Genomic DNA, 16,495 nt, shown 5'->3' on the forward strand with positions numbered 1-16,495 from the left:
GGCCCATGGACGTCAGGGACGACGCGACACAGACCCCCTCCCCCGTCACGGACGACGCCCCGCCGGCGGTCTCCCGCAGGCTGCGGCTCATCACCGTCATCGCCACCTTCGGCGGGCTCCTCTTCGGCTACGACACCGGCGTCATCAACGGCGCCCTGCCGTACATGACCGACGATCTGGGCCTGACCCCGGTCACCGAGGGCATGGTCACCAGCTCGCTCCTGCTGGGGGCCGCGCTCGGTGCGGTGACCGGCGGACGGCTGTCGGACGCGCGCGGACGGCGCCGTACGATCCTCACCCTCGCGGTGCTTTTCTTCATCGGCGCGCTGGGCTGCACGCTGGCACCCACGACCGCCGTCATGGTCGTCGCCCGGTTCGTGCTCGGCCTCGCGGTCGGCGGCGCCTCGGTGACCGTGCCGGTCTACCTCGCCGAGGTCTCGCCCGCCGAGCGGCGCGGCGCGCTGGTCACCCGTAACGAACTCATGATCGTCAGCGGCCAGTTGCTGGCGTTCACCTCCAACGCGATCATCGCCCAGGTGGGCGGCGAGTCCGGTGGGGTGTGGCGCTGGATGCTGGTGATCGCCACCGTCCCGGCCGTCGTGCTCTGGTTCGGCATGCTCGTGATGCCGGAGAGCCCGCGCTGGCTCGCCTCCAAGACCCGCTTCAGCGAGGCCCTGGACGTGCTCAAGCAGGTCAGGTCGCAGCAGCGCGCCGAGGCCGAGCTCGCCGAGGTGTCCGCGCTCGCCGTCAAGGAGGAGCAGGAGAAGCTCGGCGGCTGGCAGGACATGAAGGCCACGCCGTGGGTGCGCAAGCTGATGTTCGTCGGTTTCGGCATCGCCATCGTGCAGCAGATCACCGGCGTCAACACGATCATGTACTACGGCACCCAGATCCTCACCGACGCCGGCTTCGCCGCGGACAGCGCGCTCACGGCGAACATCGCCAACGGCGTCATCTCGGTGCTGGCCACCTTCGTCGGCATCTGGCTGCTCGGCCGGGCCAACCGCCGCCCGATGCTGATGGCCGGTCAGCTGGGCACCACCGTCGCCCTGCTGCTGATCGGCGTCTTCTCCCTGGTGCTCCCGCCCGGTGACGGCCGGGCCTACGCCGTGCTCGCCATGACCGTCACCTTCCTCGCCTTCCAGCAGGGCGCGATCTCGCCGGTTACCTGGCTGATGCTGTCGGAGATCTTCCCGATGCGGATGCGTGGCTTCGGGATGGGTGTCGCGGCCGTGGTGCTGTGGCTGACCAACTTCGTGATCGGACTGGTCTTCCCGTCGCTGGTCTCCGGTATCGGGATCTCCAACACCTTCTTCCTGTTCGTGGTGGCGGGTGTCTTCTCGCTCGCCTTCGTGAAGCGCTACGTCCCCGAGACGAAGGGCCGCTCGCTCGAAACCCTCGAGGCCGAACTCCGGGCGCGCTACTCCTGATTCCCCCCGTCCCGGGCCTGCCACGGCCGGGCATCGCAGAAAGGACCACCACGCATGACTGTGCGCGTAGGCGTCATCGGCGCCGGCTGGATCGGCAAGGAGCACATCCGGCGCCTCACCCACACCGTCACCGGCGCCCGTGTCACCGCGGTCACGGACATCGACGCCGTACGGGCCGAGGAGGCGGCGGCACCGGTCGGCGCGCGAGTACTGCCCGACGGTGCGGCCGTGGTCGCGGCGGACGACGTCGACGCGGTGCTCGTCACCTCCTGGGGCCCCACCCACGCCGAGCACGTGCTGAACGCGGTCGCCGCCGGAAAGCCGGTGTTCTGCGAGAAGCCCCTCGCCACCACCGCCGAGGACTGCCTGGGGATCGTCGAGGCCGAGGTCGCCCACGGCCGCCGTCTGGTCCAGGTCGGCTTCATGCGCCGCTACGACACCGGCTACCGGAAGATGAAGCAGGCCATCGACTCCGGACGCATCGGCGAGCCGCTGATCGTGCACTGCGCCCACCGCAACCCCACCGTCCCCGAGTCCTACACCTCCTCCATGGCCGCCCTGGACACGGCGGTGCACGAGATCGACGTCCTGCGTTGGCTGCTGGACGACGAGATCGTCTCCACGCAGGTGGTCACCCCGCGCGCCACGAGCAAGCGGTTCGCGCACCTCAAGGACCCGCAGATCATGCTCTTCGAGACCGCCAAGGGCGTCCGCATCGACCTGGAGGTCTTCGTCAACTGCCAGTACGGCTACGACATCCAGTGCGAGGCGGTGGGTGAGGACGGCCTCGTCCGGCTGCCCGACCCCGCCGCGGTCGGCGTACGCACCGCGGGGCAGCACAGCACCGAGGTCCTCACCGACTGGGTGGGCCGCTTCGCGGACGCCTTCGACACCGAGTTCCGCGAGTGGATCGCGGGCGTCGCGGCCGGCGACGAACCCACCGGCCCCTCGGCGTGGGACGGCTACGCCGCCACCGTCATCACCAGCGCGACCGTCGAGGCCCTGGAGTCCGGCCGCGTCGTCGCCACCGACCTCAAGCCCCGCCCCGCACTCTACGGAGGTGCCGCGTGAAGATCGCCCTCGACCCGTACATGTTCCGCGCGCTGCCCATCGACGCGATGGTGCGCACGGTCGCCGAACTCGGCTACAACTACATCGAGTTGTCGCCCCGCGACGACTTCATGCCGTTCTTCCTGCACCCGCGCGCCGACGACGAGCGCATCGCGGAGCTGAGGAACTCCCTGCGCACGCACGGCGTCCAGCTGTCCTCCGTGCTGCCGCTGTACAAGTGGTCCTCGCCGGACGAGACCGAGCGGCAGGCCGCCGTCCGGTACTGGAAGCGGATGATCGAGATCACCGCCGATCTCGAATGCCCGCTGATGAACTCGGAGTTCAACGGCCGCCCCGAGCGCGCCGCCGAGAGCGAGGCGGCCTTCTGGCGCTCGCTGGAGGAACTGCTCCCGGTGTTCGAGCGCGAAGGCATCGCTCTGAACCTGGAGGCGCACCCGGACGACTTCTGCGAGGAGAACACCCCCGCGGTCGACCTGGTCCGTGCGATCAACAAGCCGTGGGTGAACTACCTCTACTGCGCGCCGCACTCCTTCCACCTGTCGGGTGCGGACCCGAAGGCGGACATCGCGGCGATGATGCGCTACGCCGGCGACAAGCTCCAGCACGTGCACATCGCGGACTCCTTCAACCACAAGGGCTCCTCCGGCCTGCGCTACATCCTCAACCCGCCCGGCACCCCGGCCCGTATCCACCAGCACCTGGACATCGGGCAGGGCGAGGTCGACTGGGACGCCTTCTTCGGCACCCTGCGCGAGCTGAACTTCGACGGCGTGGCCACGGCCTGCGTCTTCGCCTGGGAGGAACGGGCCGAGGAGTCCTCGGCGTTCATGCTGGACCGCATCCGCAAGGAGCTGGCCGCGTAGCAAGCAGCAGTAGCAGTAGCCTGCCGCGTACGGACGTTCAGGCGGCCTTCAGGGCGAGTGGCAGTGCACTCAGGCCGCTGAGGAAGTTGGAGTAGACGGGCTTCGCCGGGCCCGTCTGCTCCATCTCCGCCACCAGGTCGCGCAGTCCTGCCAGTACGGCGCCGATCTCCGCCCGGGCCAGGTAGGCGCCGAGGCAGAAGTGGGGGCCGTAGGCAAAGGTGACGTGCTTGTTGGGGGTGCGGTCCAGGCGCAGTTCGCCGGGGGCCTCGAAGATCCGCTCGTCGTGGTTGGCGGAGGCGTTCCAGACGGTGACGATCTCCCCTGCCCTGATCGGCCGGCCGCCGACCTCGGTGTCGGTCGTCGCGGTGCGTCCCGAGTGCAGGGCGGGGGTCGTCCAGCGCAGGATCTCCTCGACGGCGGTGTCGATGCCGGCATCGCCCCGCTTCAGGGCCTGCCACTGGTCGGGGTGTTCCAGCAGGGCGAGGGCAGCACCCACCATGGACAGGCGGGCCGTCTCGTCGCCGCCGAGGATCAGGCTGTAGCAGTTGAGCATGATCTCGTCGTCGTCCAGCGGCAGCCCGTTCACCTCGCTGCCCGCGAGCAGCGCGATGACGTCCGCGTGGCCGCTGTCGCGCCGGTCGCGGGCGAGGTTGGCGAAGTAGAGCAGGATCTCGTTCTTGGCGATCCAGGCATCGGCGGCCGTACTGTCCGCCTCGTGCGAGCCCAGCGCGGAGGACGTCAGGCTCAGCACGTAGGCCCGGTCGCGGTCGGGTACGCCGAGCAGGTCGCAGATGGCGCCGAGGGGTATGCCGGCCGCCACGTCGGCGGCGAAGTCGCAGGTCCCCTTCTCCAGCGCGTCCCGCAGCAGCCGGGTCACGGTGCGCCGCACGCTCTCAACGATCGGCTCCAGGGCCCGCGGCGAGAACGCGGACATCAGGACGCGGCGCAGCCCGGCGTGCTTGGCCCCGTCGGTGATGGCGAGCATCCGGCCGGCCGCGGAGTCGCCGCCGGCGAGCAGCGTCTCCAGGACGTTGCCGCCCTCGGAGGTGAAGCGTGTGCTGTCCCGGTACACGGAGGTGACGTCGGCGTGCCGGGTCACCACCCAGAAGCCGGGGGCCGTGTCGGTGGCCGGGTTCCAGTGGACCGGCCGGTGCTCCCTCAGGTGGCGCCACACGGCGGCCAGGTCGCTCTCGGCGTGCAGCCGCGGATCGGCCAGGTTCAGCGTGTCGAGCTCTTCCGGCGCGATCGTCCGCCATGTGGTCATCCCGTTTTCCTCCCGTGTTCCGCTGTTCCCTGGTCCCTATTCGCCCATGGCCCGGATGAGGCTCTTCGGACGCATGTCGGTCCAGTGCTCCTCAACGTAGTCCAGGCACGACTGGCGGCCGGCGGCACCGTGGACGACGGTCCAGCCGGCCGGCACCTCGGCGAAGGCGGGCCACAGCGAGTGCTGGCCCTCGTCGTTCACCAGGACCAGGTGCTCCAGGGCGTCGTCGTCGAAGGGGTTGGTGGTCATGCGGAGTTCCTCCTGTGGGTGGGGTGGGGTGCGGCTGTGCTCAGTCGCCGGGCGAGCACGGGTCCGATCCGGTCCAGTGGTCCGGGTCGGGTCATCTCGCCGTGGGTGCAGGGGATGTCGTGGTTGTCGACGCGGCCTCGCACATACGGCTGCCAGGACGTATGGCGTTCCGGGTGCGCGTCGGGATCCTGGGCGGCGCTGAAGAACAGCAGGTCGCCGTCGTACGGCAGGGGGGCGAACTCCTCCAGCAGGCGCCGGTTGTTCGCCGTCACCTCGACCAGGGCCGCGAGTTCGACGTCGTCGAGGCTGCCGGGGAGGTCGGGGACGCGGCGCACCAGCTCGGCGAACCGGCTGTCCGTCAGTTCCGCATCCCCCGGCGGCAGTTCCCGCCCCAGGATGGCGAGCAGGCTGCGCAGCACCGCCGGCCGGTCGGTGGGGCGCGGGCCCTGACCCGTCCATGCACCCGGGAAGGAGTCCAGCATCACCAGCAACGCCACCCGTTCCCCGGCCGCCTGGAGCGTCGTGGCGACGGAATGGGCGACCAGGCCGCCCATGGAGTAGCCGAGGAGGTGGTACGGGCCCTCGGGCTGGATCTCGCGGATGCGCTCCGTGTGTTCGGCGACCGTCTCGGCGAGGCTGCCCTGCCGCTTCTCCCCCGGCTCCAGTCCGCGGGACTGCAGTCCGTACAGCGGGCGGTCGGCGTCCAGATGCCGGGTCAGCCCGGCGAAGCCCCAGGCCAGACCGGAGGCCGGCGGGAGGCAGAAGAGCGGCTCGCGGTCGCCGCGGGTGCGCAGCGGGAGGACGGTGGCGAGGGCTGCCGTACCGGTGTTCGTGCCCATGTCCGGGTCCGTGCCACCGGTCGTCCGGCGGGCGAGGGCGGCCACGGTCGGTGTCTCGAAGACCGCGAGCACGGGGAGTTCGGCGGCGAGTTCGGTCCGGATCCGGGTGGTCAGCCTGGGGACCAGGAGGGAGTGTCCTCCGAGGTCGAAGAAGCTGTCGTGGACGCCGATGCGGGCAGGGTCGAGTCCGAGGACGTCGGCGACGAGCGCGCGCAGCTTCTCCTCCCGCTCGGTGCGCGGAGCACTGCGGGTCGGGGTCGGGGTCGGGGCGCCGGGTGCGGGCAGGGCCGTGCGGTCCAGTTTGCCGCTGGCGGTGAGCGGCAGCGCGTCGAGGGCGACGATCGCCGAGGGGACCATGTGGGCGGGCAGGGTGCGGGCCAGGTGCGCGCGCAGTACGTCGTCTTGGGCGGCTCCTTGCGCGGCCGGTACGGCATAGGCGATCAGCCGCTGCTCGCCCCGTGCGTCCTCACGTATGGTGGCCGCTGCCTTGGCCACGGACGGATGGGTGGCCAACAGGGCCTCGATCTCGCCGAGTTCGATGCGGAAGCCGCGGATCTTCACCTGGTGGTCGGCCCGGCCCAGGAAGCGCAGCCGTCCGTCGCGGTCGCGCACCGCGAGATCGCCGGTCCGGTACATGCGCTCCCCCGGCCCGCCGTACGGGTCGGCGACGAAGCGCTGCCCGGTCAGCCCGGGTCGGCCGAGGTAGCCGCGGGCCGGTCCGCCGCCGGCGATGTACACCTCGCCCGTCACCCCGTCGGGCACAGGCTGCAGGGCCTGGTCGAGGAGGCGGATGCGGTTGCGGGCGAGGGGGCCGCCCAGGGGCGGCGAGCCCTCCTTGGGGTGGGGGTCGACGTCGGACTGCCAGGCGGTCGCGTAGATGGTGGCTTCGGTGGGCCCGTAGAAGTTGACGACCCGGGCCTCGGGGAAGGCGGCTTGAAGGTCGGTGAGGAGCTGTTCGGGAATGGGCTCCCCGCCCAGCGCGATGACCCGAGGGGAGATCTCGGGTCGGTCGGCGACGACGGTTGCCATCACCGAGGGCACCCCGCTGACCAGGGTCGCGTCCCGGCCGCCAGACGTCGTGAGTGCCAGCAGGTTCTCGACGATCTCGATACGGCCCCCGCACAGCAGCGGGGAGAAGATCTCGAACACCGACACGTCGAAGTTGAGCGAGGTGGAGAAGACCACCTTGGCCAGCCGCTCGGGGCCGAGCGCGGTGTGCGTCCACTCGACGAACTCGACGATGCTGCCGTGGGTCTCCGCGACGCCTTTGGGGCGGCCGGTGGAGCCGGAGGTGTAGATGACGCACGCGATGCTGTCGGGGTACAACGGCGGGGCTGGAATGACTTCCTGACGTCTCATCACATCAGCCGTGAGGACAGGCGTTTCCCCGGGCAGCACCTTGGCCGTCTCGTCCGTGGCGAGCACGACGACCGGCCGGGCGTCCTCGACGATGTACGCGAGGCGCTCGCGCGGGTAGGCCGGGTCGAGCGGCAGATAGGCGGCGCCGGACTTCAGCACGCCGAGGACGGCGACGACCAGCTCCGCCGTACGGGGCAGCGCGATGCCGACGACCCGCTCGGGCCCGGCGCCCAGGGCCAGGAGCCGCCGGGCCAACTGCTGTGCCCGGTCGTCGAGTTCGCGGTACGTCAGCCGGACGCCGCCATCCAGCACGGCTTCCGCGTCCGGGGTGGCCGCGACCTGAGCCGCCCACAGGTCGGTGAGGGTGCGGGTCGCCGGGGCCGGTTCCGGGCGCGGGTCCTCCTGGTGCCGGGCGAGTGCGACGCGGCCCAGCGGGAGTTCCGGGTCGGCCGCCATGGTCTCGAGGAGCCGTACGAGACGGTCGAGGGTGGCCTCGGCCCAGTCGGCGTCGAAGAGGTCGGGTCGGTAGGCGAGGCGGAAGCGCGGCCGGGGCCCCGGTACTGCCACCAGGGTCACCGGATAGTGGGTCGCGTCGAGCCCGCCCGTGCCCACGACCCGCATGCGGTCGCCGTCGTCCGTCTCGCGCCGGTCCATCGGGTAGTTCTCGAACACGACCAGCGTGTCGAAGAGTTCGGGCACCCCGGCTGCCCGCTGGATGTCGGCGAGGCCCAGGTGCTGGTGGTCGAGCAGGCGGACGTAGGCCTCCTGGACCCGCGGCAGCAGGCCGCTCAGCGGCTCGTCGGGGCGCAGTCGGATACGAGTGGGGATGGTGTTGATGAACAGGCCGACCATCGACTCGACGCCCGGCAGTTCGGCGGGGCGGCCGGAAACGGTGGCGCCGAAGACGATGTCGTCGTGGCCTGTCGTACGGCTCAGCAGGATCGCCCAGGCGCTCTGGACCAGGGTGTTCACGGTGACGCCGAGGCGGGCGGCCAGCGCGGAGAGGGCGGTGCCGGTCTCCGGCGCGAGCTCCGTGCGGGCCTGCGCCAGGCTGCCGGAACCGCGGCCGTCCGGGGCGTGCGGGGCGAGCCGGGTCGGCTGCGTCACTCCGGCCAGCGCCTGCCGCCAGGCGGCCTCGGCGGCCGTACGGTCCCGGCGGCCCAGCCAGTCCAGGAAGGTGCGGTAGGGCGGGGCGGGCGGCAGGGCGGCGGGGTCGCCGTCGGCCTCGTACAGGGCGAGGAGTTCGCGCAGCAGGACGGAGACCGACCAGCCGTCGAGCAGGATGTGGTGGTGGGTGATGAGCAGCCGGTACCGTCGCTCGCCGGTGCGGGCCAGGGTGCAGCGGAGCAGCGGGGGCGTGGCCGGGTCGAAGCCGCGGGCCAGGTCCTCGTCCAGCAGGTGGGCCCACTCCTGCTCGGTGTCGATGCCGGGGCCGGTCAGTTCGGCCTCGGTCCACGGCAGTGTGGCCCTGCGCGGCACGACCTGCACGGGCTGCCCGCCGCGCCGGCGCCGGAACGCCGCCCTGAGCGTGGGGTGCCGGTCCAGCAGGGCCTGGGCGGCGGCGCGCAGCCGGTCGGGGTCCACGGCGCCGTCGAGTTCGAAGACCAGCTGGACCAGGTAGACGTCCCGGGCGGCCCGCTCGTGCTCGTACAGGGCGTGGAAGAGCAGGCCTTCCTGGAGCGGGGTCAGGGGCAGTACGTCGATCCGTGCGGCGGGCTGCGTGGTCATGTGCTCTCTTTCGGGTCGGGTCAGCCGTCGAGGCCCGCGGCGAGTTCGTCGAGTTCGTCCTGGGAGAGGACATCCGCGGAGAGGGCCTCCGCGGAGAGTTCGTCCTCGGCAGGCGCGGTCTCCGGGAGGGCCGCGGCCCCCGATGCCCGCTCGGTGAGGGCGTTCAGCGCCACGAACCAGGCGTCGGCCAGGTCCCGTACCTCCGTCTCGGTCACCACCCCGTCCGCCCACGACCAGTCGGCCACCAGCCGGGGCCCGTCGTCGGAGTCCTGGACGACGGCGTTGAGGTCGAGCACGTGCGCGGCGCCGAGAGCGGGGTCGACACCGCTGCCGAGGGCGGAGGACTCGGGCGCGAAGGTCCACTCGCCCGTGCTGTCGGGTGCGGTGAACCGGCCCAGGTAGTTGAAGCCGATCTCGGGGGCGGGGTGCTCGGCCAGGCCGGGCGCCGTCTCGGGGTTGAGGTGGCGCAGGAGGCCGAAGCCGGCGCCGCGGTCGGGCAGTTCGCGCAGGCGCTCGCCCACGCGCCGGGCAGCGACCTCGGCGGCGGGGCCGGCGGTCAGCGCGTCGGTGAGGTCGAGTCCGCTCAGGTCGAGGTGGACCGGGTAGAGGGAGGTGAACCAGCCGACCGTGCGGGACAGGTCCAGGCCGGGCGCCAGTTCCTCGCGGCCGTGTCCCTCGACGTCGACGAGGACGTGCGAGGTGCCCTGCCGGTCCGCGACGGCCAGGGCGAGGCCGGTGAGCAGGACGTCCTGTGTACCGGTGCCGAAGGCGGACGGGACGGTGGTCAGGAGCGGGCCGGTGGCCTCGGGCGGCAGGGTGCGGCGCAGCGAGCATGTGGTCGCGGCGGTGTCCCGGGCGGGGTCGAGCGGGCGGGCGCCCAGCGCGGTGCGCGGGGCGGCGAGCATACGGCGCCACAGCGCGGCCTCGGCGACCCGGGCGGGCCTGCGCGCCTCCTCGCCGAGGAGCCCGGACCAGCGGCGGAACGACGTGCCGACCGGCGGGAGCTTCGCAGCGCGCCCTTCGGTGAGCGCCGACCAGGCGGCCTCCAGGTCGGGCACGAGGATCCGCCAGGACACCCCGTCCACGGCCAGATGGTGGACGACGAGGAGCAGCCGTCCGGGGCGCTCCGGCCCGGCGTCGAACCACACCGCCCGGACCATCGCCCCGGCGGCCGGGTCGAGCAGCCCGACGGCCCGCTCGAACTCCTCGCTCACCACCGCAGGGAGATCCTCACCGGCGTCCTTCCGGTCGAGCAGGGCTGTGGCGCGCACCCGGCCGACCGGACTGACGTCGAGTTCGCCGGACGGGGTAAGCCGGGCCCGGAGCATGTCGTGGTGGTCGATCAGGGCCTGCAACGCCTCGGTCAGGCGCGGCAGTCGGGCGCTCGCCGGGACGGTCAGGAGGACGGACTGGCTGAGCCGGTCGATCGGCCCGCCGCGCTCCAGCAGCCACCGCATCACGGGGGTGAGCGGCAGCGCGCCGACTCCGTCGTCCTCGGTGCGGCCCGCACCCACCGGGCCGCGGGCCACCGCGGCGAGGCCGCTGACGGTCTGGTGCTCGAACACGTCCCGGGGAGTGATCACGACGCCGGCCTCGGCCGCCCGGCTCACCAGCCGGATCGAGGAGATGCTGTCCCCGCCGAGGGCGAAGAAGCCCTGGTCGAGCGGGACGTCCGACAGCTTGAGCAGATCGCGGAAGAGGTCGGCGAGGATCTGCTCGGCGGGCGTCGCGGGCTCCCGCTCCGTGGGCGTCACGGTTGCCGTGGGGGCGGGCAGGGCCTTGCGGTCGAGCTTGCCGTTGGGGGTCAGCGGCAGGACGTCGAGGACGACGACGGCCGACGGCACCATGTAGTCGGGCAGCGACCGCTCGGCGTGCCCGCGCAGCTCTGCCGGGTCGGGGGTGGAGCCGGGGGCGCCGGGTACGACGTACGCCACCAGCCGCTCGTCGCGCACGACGACGACCGCCTGCGCCGCCTCGGGGTGGGACGCGAGCGCCGCCTCGATCTCTCCGGGCTCGACGCGGAAGCCGCGGATCTTGACCTGGTCGTCGGCCCGGCCCGCGTACTCCAGCTCACCGTCGGCCGACCAGCGCGCCAAGTCGCCCGTCCGGTACATGCGTTGGCCCGGCTCCCCGAACGGGTCCGCCACGAACCGCTCGGCCGTCAGTCCGGGCCGCCCCAGATAGCAGCGCGCCACACCGGCACCGGCGAGGTACAACTCGCCCACCACACCGGGCGGGACCGGTCGCAGCCAGGCGTCCAGCACATGGGCTCGCGTCCCGGTGACCGGGCGTCCGATGGGTGGCGCCTGGTCACCGGAGAGCGGCACGCTGATCGTCGCGCACACCGTCGACTCGGTCGGACCGTAGGCGTTGGCCATGCGGCGGCCCGGCGCCCAGCGGGCGACCAGCTCCCCCGGGCACGCTTCGGCACCGACGACCAGGGTGCGCAGCTCGGGGAGGTCCCCGGTGGGGAGCGTCGCGAGCGCTGCGGGCGGGATGAGGGCGTGGGTGATGGACTCGTCCGTCAGCGTCCGCCGTAGCGGTTCGCCGACGAGGGGTCCGGTCTCGGTCGGGACCACCAGCGTCCCGCCCGCGGCGAACGCCATGAGCAGTTCCATCACCGACGCGTCGAACCCGGGCGCGGAGAACTGGAGCACCCTGGAGCGCCCATCGAGGCCGAAGCGCTCGATCTGGGTCTGTGCCAGTGCCGCCAGTCCTCGGTTCTCGACGACGACGCCCTTCGGCACGCCGGTCGAGCCGGAGGTGTAGATGACGTAGGCGGCTTGCTGCGGGTCGTGGGCCGTCGGGAGGTCGCCGGGTACGCCGGCCGGCGCCAGGTCCCGCAGGACATGGGCCGGTCGGGCGTCGCCGAGCATGAAGTCGATCCGCTCACGCGGCAGACCCGGGTCCACCGGCAGGAAGGCCGCCCCGGTCAGCGCCACCGCGAGGATCGCGACGATCCGGTCCACGGAGCGCGGCATCAGTACGGCGACGACGTCGCCGGAGCCGACCCCGCGTCCGGCCAGGACACGCGCCAACCGTTCGGCTCGGGCGTCGAGTTCGGCGTACGACAGGTCGTTGAGCGCCTGGGCGTGCGGAGTTCGCCGTACCTGCTCCCGGAAGAGCTCGGCGAGGGACGTCGGTCGCACCTCGTCCGACGTGGTGTTGCACTCGGCGATCCGACGGAGTTCGGCGTCGTCGAGAAGGTCGAGGTCACCGATGCGCCGGTCTGGGTCGTCGGCGACGGCGGCCAGCAGGCGCACGAGCCGGCGGACGAGGTGCTGAGCCGTGTCGGGGTCGAACAGGTCGGTGCTGTACTCGGCGACGACGTCTATGCCCGCGGTCGAGCCGTCCGCACGGCGGTGCTCGGTGAGGTACAGGGACAGGTCGAAGCGGGCGGCGCCGGTCTCGACGGGCTCGCGGGTGACGCGCAGGCCGGGCAGGGAGAGGGCAGGCTCGGTGGTGTGGCCGGTGAAGGCCAGCATGACCTGGAAGAGGGGGTGGCGGGCGAGGGACCGCTCGGGGCTGATGGCGTCCACGAGGAGGTCGAACGGCACGTCCTGGTGGGCGTATGCGGCCAGGTCGAAGTCCCTGGTGCGGTCGAGTAGTTCGCGGAAGGTGGGGTTGCCCGAGGTGTCGGTGCGCAGGGTGAGGGTGTTGACGAAGAAGCCGACGAGGTCGTCGAGCCTGCCGTCGGTCCGCCCCGCGACGGGCGTGCCGATGGGGATGTCGGTGCCGGAACCGAGCCGGGTCAGCAGCGCGGCCAGCCCTGCCTGGAGCACCATGAACAGCGTGACGCGCGAGGAGGCGGCGAGGTCGGCCAGCCCGGCGTGCAGATCGCCGTCGAGGGCGAGGGCGACACGGTCTCCTCGGCCACTGGGTTCGGCGGGCCTGGGGCGGTCGGCGGGGAGAGTCAGTTCCTCGGGGGCGCCGCTCAACGCCTCCTTCCAGTAGCCGGTCTGACGTGACATCAGGCTGTCCGTCGCGTCCTCCGGTCCGAGCAGTTGGCGCTGCCAGCACGCGAAGTCGGCGTAGTTGACGGGCAGTTGCCGCCATTGCGGCGCGTGCCCCGCCGACCGTGCTTCGTACGCCGTCTCCAGGTCGCGCATCAGCGGTGCCATGGACCAGCCGTCCACCGCGATGTGATGGGCGAGGAGCAGCAGGACGTGGGTGTCGGGCGCGAGGCGGTACAGGGTCGCGTGCAGCGGGAGGTCCGTCGCGAGGTCGAAGCGGTGTCCGGCCGCCTCGGTGAGCAGGGCGGGCAGTTCGGCCTCCGTGGCCGGTGCGACCGGCAGGGACGGCCGCGCCTCGTCCGGGGGCAGGATCCGCTGGTGCGGGGTGCCCTGGACATCCGGGTAGAGCGTGCGCAGCGGTTCGTGGCGGGCCACGACGTCGCCGAGGGCGGCCCGCAGCGCCTCGTGATCGAGCGGGCCGGTCAACCGCAGCGCCCACGGCACGGTGTAGGTGGTGTGGCCGCCGTCGAGGCGGCTCATGAACCACAGGCGCTGCTGGGCGTACGACAGCGGGAGCGGCTCCGTACGACGGTCCCGGGGGGCGAGCTCGGGGCGCCGCTCGTCCTCGATCTCGCTCGCGCGGGCCGCGAGTCCGGCGGGCGTCGGTGTCTCGAAGACCGCCCGTACGGGCAGTGCCGTGCCGAGCACCGCCCTGATCCGGTCGGCGAGCCGCATGGCGAGCAGGGAGTCGCCGCCCAACGCGAAGAAGCCGTCGTCGGGGCCGACTTGGCGGGCGTCGAGGCCGAGGACGTCGGCGAACAGGCCGCAGAGGATCTCCTCGTGCGGGGTGCGCGGGGCGCGCCCGGCGCCCGGCGCCGCGGCGGGAGCGGGCAGGGCGGCACGGTCCAGCTTGCCGTTGGCGGTCAGCGGCAGCCGGTCCAGGACAACGACGGCCGAGGGCACCATGTGGTCCGGCATCGTCCGGGCCGCGTGCCGGCGCAGTGCCGCCGGGTCGGGCGCGGTGTCGGACACGGCGTACGCGACCAGCCGTCCGTCCCGCACGAGCGCGGCCGCCTGCGCCACCTCGTGGTGGTCGGCCAGCGCCGCCTCGACCTCGCCCAGCTCGATACGGAAGCCGCGGATCTTGACCTGGTCGTCGGCCCGGCCCGCGTACTCCAGCTCACCGTCGGCCGACCAGCGCGCCAAGTCGCCCGTCCGGTACATACGTTGGCCCGGCTCCCCGCACGGGTCCGCCACGAACCGCCCGGCCGTCAGCCCTGGCCGCCCCAGATAACCGCGCGCGAGACCCGCGCCGGCCACGTAGAGCTCACCGGTCACGCCCGGAGGAACGAGTCGCAGGCCGGCGTCCAGTACGTAGGCGCGCAGGTCGGGGATGGTCCGGCCGATGCCGCTCAACCGGCCCTGGCTCAGCGGGAGTCCGGTGACGTGGACGGTGGTCTCCGTGATTCCGTACATGTTGACCAGTGCGGGCGTGTCCTGCGGGTGGCGCGTGTACCAGTCGGCCACCAGCGCGGGGTCGAGCGCCTCGCCGCCGAAGACGATGTACCGCAGCGGCAGGTCGTCGGGGACGCCGACGCGCAGCAGTTCCCCGAACGCCGACGGGGTCTGGTTCAGTACCGTGACCCGTTCGCGGGCGAGCAGCCGCAGGAACGCCGCCGGTTCGCGGCTCACCTCGAACGGCACGATCACGAGCGTGCCGCCGTGCAGCAGCGCTCCCCACAGCTCCCAGACCGAGAAGTCGAAGGCGTAGGAGTGGAACAGGGTCCACACGTCGTCGGGACCGAAGTCGAACCAGTGCCGGGTCGACTCGAAGAGCCGGATCACGTTCCGGTGCGGTACGGCGACGCCCTTGGGCCGGCCCGTGGAGCCGGAGGTGTAGATGACGTAGGCAAGGTGATCGCCCGTCACCTTCGGTGAAACCTCGGGTGCTTCGGGGAGCGGCCCGTCGAGCGTCAGCACCGGGGCCTCCGAGGCGGGCAGGTCCGCGGCCTTCTCTCCGGTCGTCAGGAGCAGGACCGGGTGGGAGTCCGCCAGCATGAAGGCGAGCCGGTCCGCGGGATACTCGGGGTCCATCGGCAGGTAGGCGGCGCCGGTCCTGAGTACCGCCAGTACGGCCACCACCAGCTCGGCGGAGCGGGGCAGCGCGAGGGCGACCAGTCGTTCCGGGCCCGCGCCGTGTGCCGCGAGCACTCGGGCCAGCCGCTCCGCGCGGGCGTCGAGTTCGGCATAGGTGAGGCGGGTGCCGTCGTGCACCACGGCGGTCGCGTCGGGGGTGCGGGCGGCCTGGCGCGCGAACAGCTCGGGCAGGGTGGCCTCCCCCACGCCCTTGGCCGGAGCCTCGCCAAGCAGGCGCTCCCGCTCCCCCGGCAGCAGGATCTCCACCTCGCCGAGGCGTCGCGACGGGTCCGTGGCCAGGGCTTCGAGGACGCGGGCGAACCGGTCGAGGAGGGCGCGGGCGCCGGTCCCGTCGTACAGGTCGGGTCGGTACGACAGCCTCAGTGCCAGGCGGCGGGCGGGCAGGACGGCGAGGGTCAGCGGGTAGTGCGTGGCGTCGCGGCCGGGGAGCTCGGTGACCCGGGAGGCGCCGGGGCCCGCGGAGCCGGGGTGGTTCTCGAAGGCGAGCAGGGTGTCGAAGAGGTCGCCGCCGGTGCCGGTTGCCCGCCGGATGTCGGCGAGGCCCAGGTGCTGGTGGGCGAGCAGGCCTGTCTGCCGGTGCTGGAGGCCGGTGAGGAGGTCGGCGACGGCTGCGTTGTCGTCCCAGCTCACCCGGGTGGCGACGGTGTTGATGCAGAAGCCGACCATCGAGGCGATGTTCCGCAGCTCGGGCGGGCGGACGGACACTGTCTGGCCGAAGACGACGTCGGTGCGGCCGGTGAGGCGGCCCAGCAGTACGCCCCAGGCGCCCTGGACGAGGGTGTTGAGGGTGATGCCGAGGGAGCGGGCCGTGGTCTCGGCGGCCCGGGTCAGCTCTTCGGTGAGTTCGACGACGAGTTCGGCCGGGAGGACGGTCGTGGGGTTCGTGGGGTTCGTGGCGTTCTGGCTGTTCGAGGCTTTCGGGGTGTTCAGGGCGTTCGGGGCAGGAGCGAGGAGGGTCGGCTCGGCCACACCGTCCAGCGCGTCACGCCAGGCCGTCTCCGCCGCGTCCCGGTCCTGCCGGGCCAGCCAGGCAAGGTAGTCGCGGTAGGCGGGCGCCGGAGGCAGGGACGTCGGGTGCTCGCCCACATACAGGGCGCTGAACTCACGCACCAGCAACTGCTTCGACCACCCGTCGAGCAGGATGTGATGGTTGGTGATGACGAGGCAGTACCGGTCCGCAGCCCGGCGCACCAGCAGGTACCTGATCAGCGGCGGCTTCGCGAGGTCGAAGCGGCGGGTGCGCTCCTCGTCGAGCAACCGCTCCCACTCCTTGTCCCGCTCCTCCACGCCGAGCGCCGACAAGTCCGCCTCAGCCCACGGCAGTTCGACGTCCGTGGGCACGATCTGCACGGGCGCCCCGGTCTGCCGGCGCCGGAAGCAGGCGCGCAGGTTGGGGTGCCGGTCGAGCAGAGCCTGCCCGGCGGCGCGTACCGCGGCCGGGTCGACCGGGCCCGTCAGCTCCAGGATCTGCTGGGCGGCGTAGACGTCGGGGGCGTGCTCGTCGTCGTACAGGGCGTGGAAGAGCAGGCCTTCCTGCAACGGCGACAGGGGCAGGATGTCGGCAATTCCGGACCGAGTCACC

At 72.5% G+C, this 16,495-nt stretch carries 7 protein-coding genes and 2 pseudogenes; 3 read left to right on the top strand and 6 right to left on the bottom strand.

Annotated elements, in window-relative coordinates:
* Positions 1 to 5: 5 nt before the first annotated feature.
* Genes PBV52_RS04875 through PBV52_RS04885 form a run of 3 tightly spaced genes read left to right on the top strand, consistent with a single transcriptional unit; the run spans position 6 to position 3,364 of the window.
* Complete coding sequence (locus PBV52_RS04875; protein WP_274237022.1) at positions 6 to 1,430, top strand: sugar porter family MFS transporter; 1,425 nt, start codon at positions 6 to 8, stop codon at positions 1,428 to 1,430.
* A gap of 54 nt (positions 1,431 to 1,484) precedes the next feature.
* The gene (locus PBV52_RS04880; protein ID WP_274237023.1) at positions 1,485 to 2,501 is read left to right on the top strand and encodes a Gfo/Idh/MocA family protein; all 1,017 of its coding nucleotides are present in this window, start codon (positions 1,485 to 1,487) and stop codon (positions 2,499 to 2,501) included.
* Complete coding sequence (locus PBV52_RS04885; RefSeq protein WP_274237024.1) at positions 2,498 to 3,364, top strand: sugar phosphate isomerase/epimerase family protein; 867 nt, start codon at positions 2,498 to 2,500, stop codon at positions 3,362 to 3,364. Before PBV52_RS04880 ends, PBV52_RS04885 begins: the two co-directional genes overlap by 4 nt.
* Before the next feature lie 37 nt (positions 3,365 to 3,401).
* On the opposite strand, the gene PBV52_RS04890 is transcribed toward PBV52_RS04885, so the two are convergent.
* The 6 genes and pseudogenes from PBV52_RS04890 to PBV52_RS04905 form a co-directional block, all read right to left on the bottom strand.
* Positions 3,402 to 4,628 (bottom strand): cytochrome P450, encoded by a 1,227-nt coding sequence (locus PBV52_RS04890; protein WP_274237025.1) that lies wholly within the window; start codon positions 4,626 to 4,628, stop codon positions 3,402 to 3,404.
* A 36-nt stretch (positions 4,629 to 4,664) separates the two neighbouring features.
* On the bottom strand, positions 4,665 to 4,877 hold the full coding sequence (locus PBV52_RS04895) for an MbtH family protein (protein WP_274237026.1): 213 nt from the start codon (positions 4,875 to 4,877) through the stop codon (positions 4,665 to 4,667).
* Positions 4,874 to 8,803: an amino acid adenylation domain-containing protein gene (locus PBV52_RS04900; protein ID WP_274237027.1), complete on the bottom strand. Its 3,930-nt coding sequence runs from the start codon at positions 8,801 to 8,803 to the stop codon at positions 4,874 to 4,876. Before PBV52_RS04900 ends, PBV52_RS04895 begins: the two co-directional genes overlap by 4 nt.
* A 20-nt stretch (positions 8,804 to 8,823) precedes the next feature.
* Positions 8,824 to 10,260: a condensation domain-containing protein gene (locus tag PBV52_RS51650; RefSeq protein ID WP_373922005.1), complete on the bottom strand. Its 1,437-nt coding sequence runs from the start codon at positions 10,258 to 10,260 to the stop codon at positions 8,824 to 8,826.
* Between the two features lie 84 nt (positions 10,261 to 10,344).
* A pseudogene (locus PBV52_RS51655) lies at positions 10,345 to 10,557 on the bottom strand (phosphopantetheine-binding protein); the annotation flags it as partial.
* A 48-nt stretch (positions 10,558 to 10,605) separates the two neighbouring features.
* A pseudogene (locus tag PBV52_RS04905) lies at positions 10,606 to 16,494 on the bottom strand (amino acid adenylation domain-containing protein); the annotation flags it as partial.
* Position 16,495 lies beyond the last annotated feature (1 nt).

The sequence above is a fragment of the Streptomyces sp. T12 genome (assembly GCF_028736035.1).
Taxonomy (GTDB): Bacteria; Actinomycetota; Actinomycetes; order Streptomycetales; family Streptomycetaceae; genus Streptomyces.

What these genes read in the sequence shown, in the direction of transcription:
- PBV52_RS04875 (WP_274237022.1), top strand. Translation starts at nt 6, where the DNA reads ATGGACGTCAGGGACGACGCGACACAGACCCCCTCCCCCGTCACGGAC.
- PBV52_RS04880 (WP_274237023.1), top strand. Translation starts at nt 1,485, where the DNA reads ATGACTGTGCGCGTAGGCGTCATCGGCGCCGGCTGGATCGGCAAGGAG.
- PBV52_RS04890 (WP_274237025.1), bottom strand. Translation starts at nt 4,628, where the DNA reads ATGACCACATGGCGGACGATCGCGCCGGAAGAGCTCGACACGCTGAAC.
- PBV52_RS04895 (WP_274237026.1), bottom strand. Translation starts at nt 4,877, where the DNA reads ATGACCACCAACCCCTTCGACGACGACGCCCTGGAGCACCTGGTCCTG.
- PBV52_RS04900 (WP_274237027.1), bottom strand. Translation starts at nt 8,803, where the DNA reads ATGACCACGCAGCCCGCCGCACGGATCGACGTACTGCCCCTGACCCCG.
- PBV52_RS51650 (WP_373922005.1), bottom strand. Translation starts at nt 10,260, where the DNA reads ATGCGGTGGCTGCTGGAGCGCGGCGGGCCGATCGACCGGCTCAGCCAG.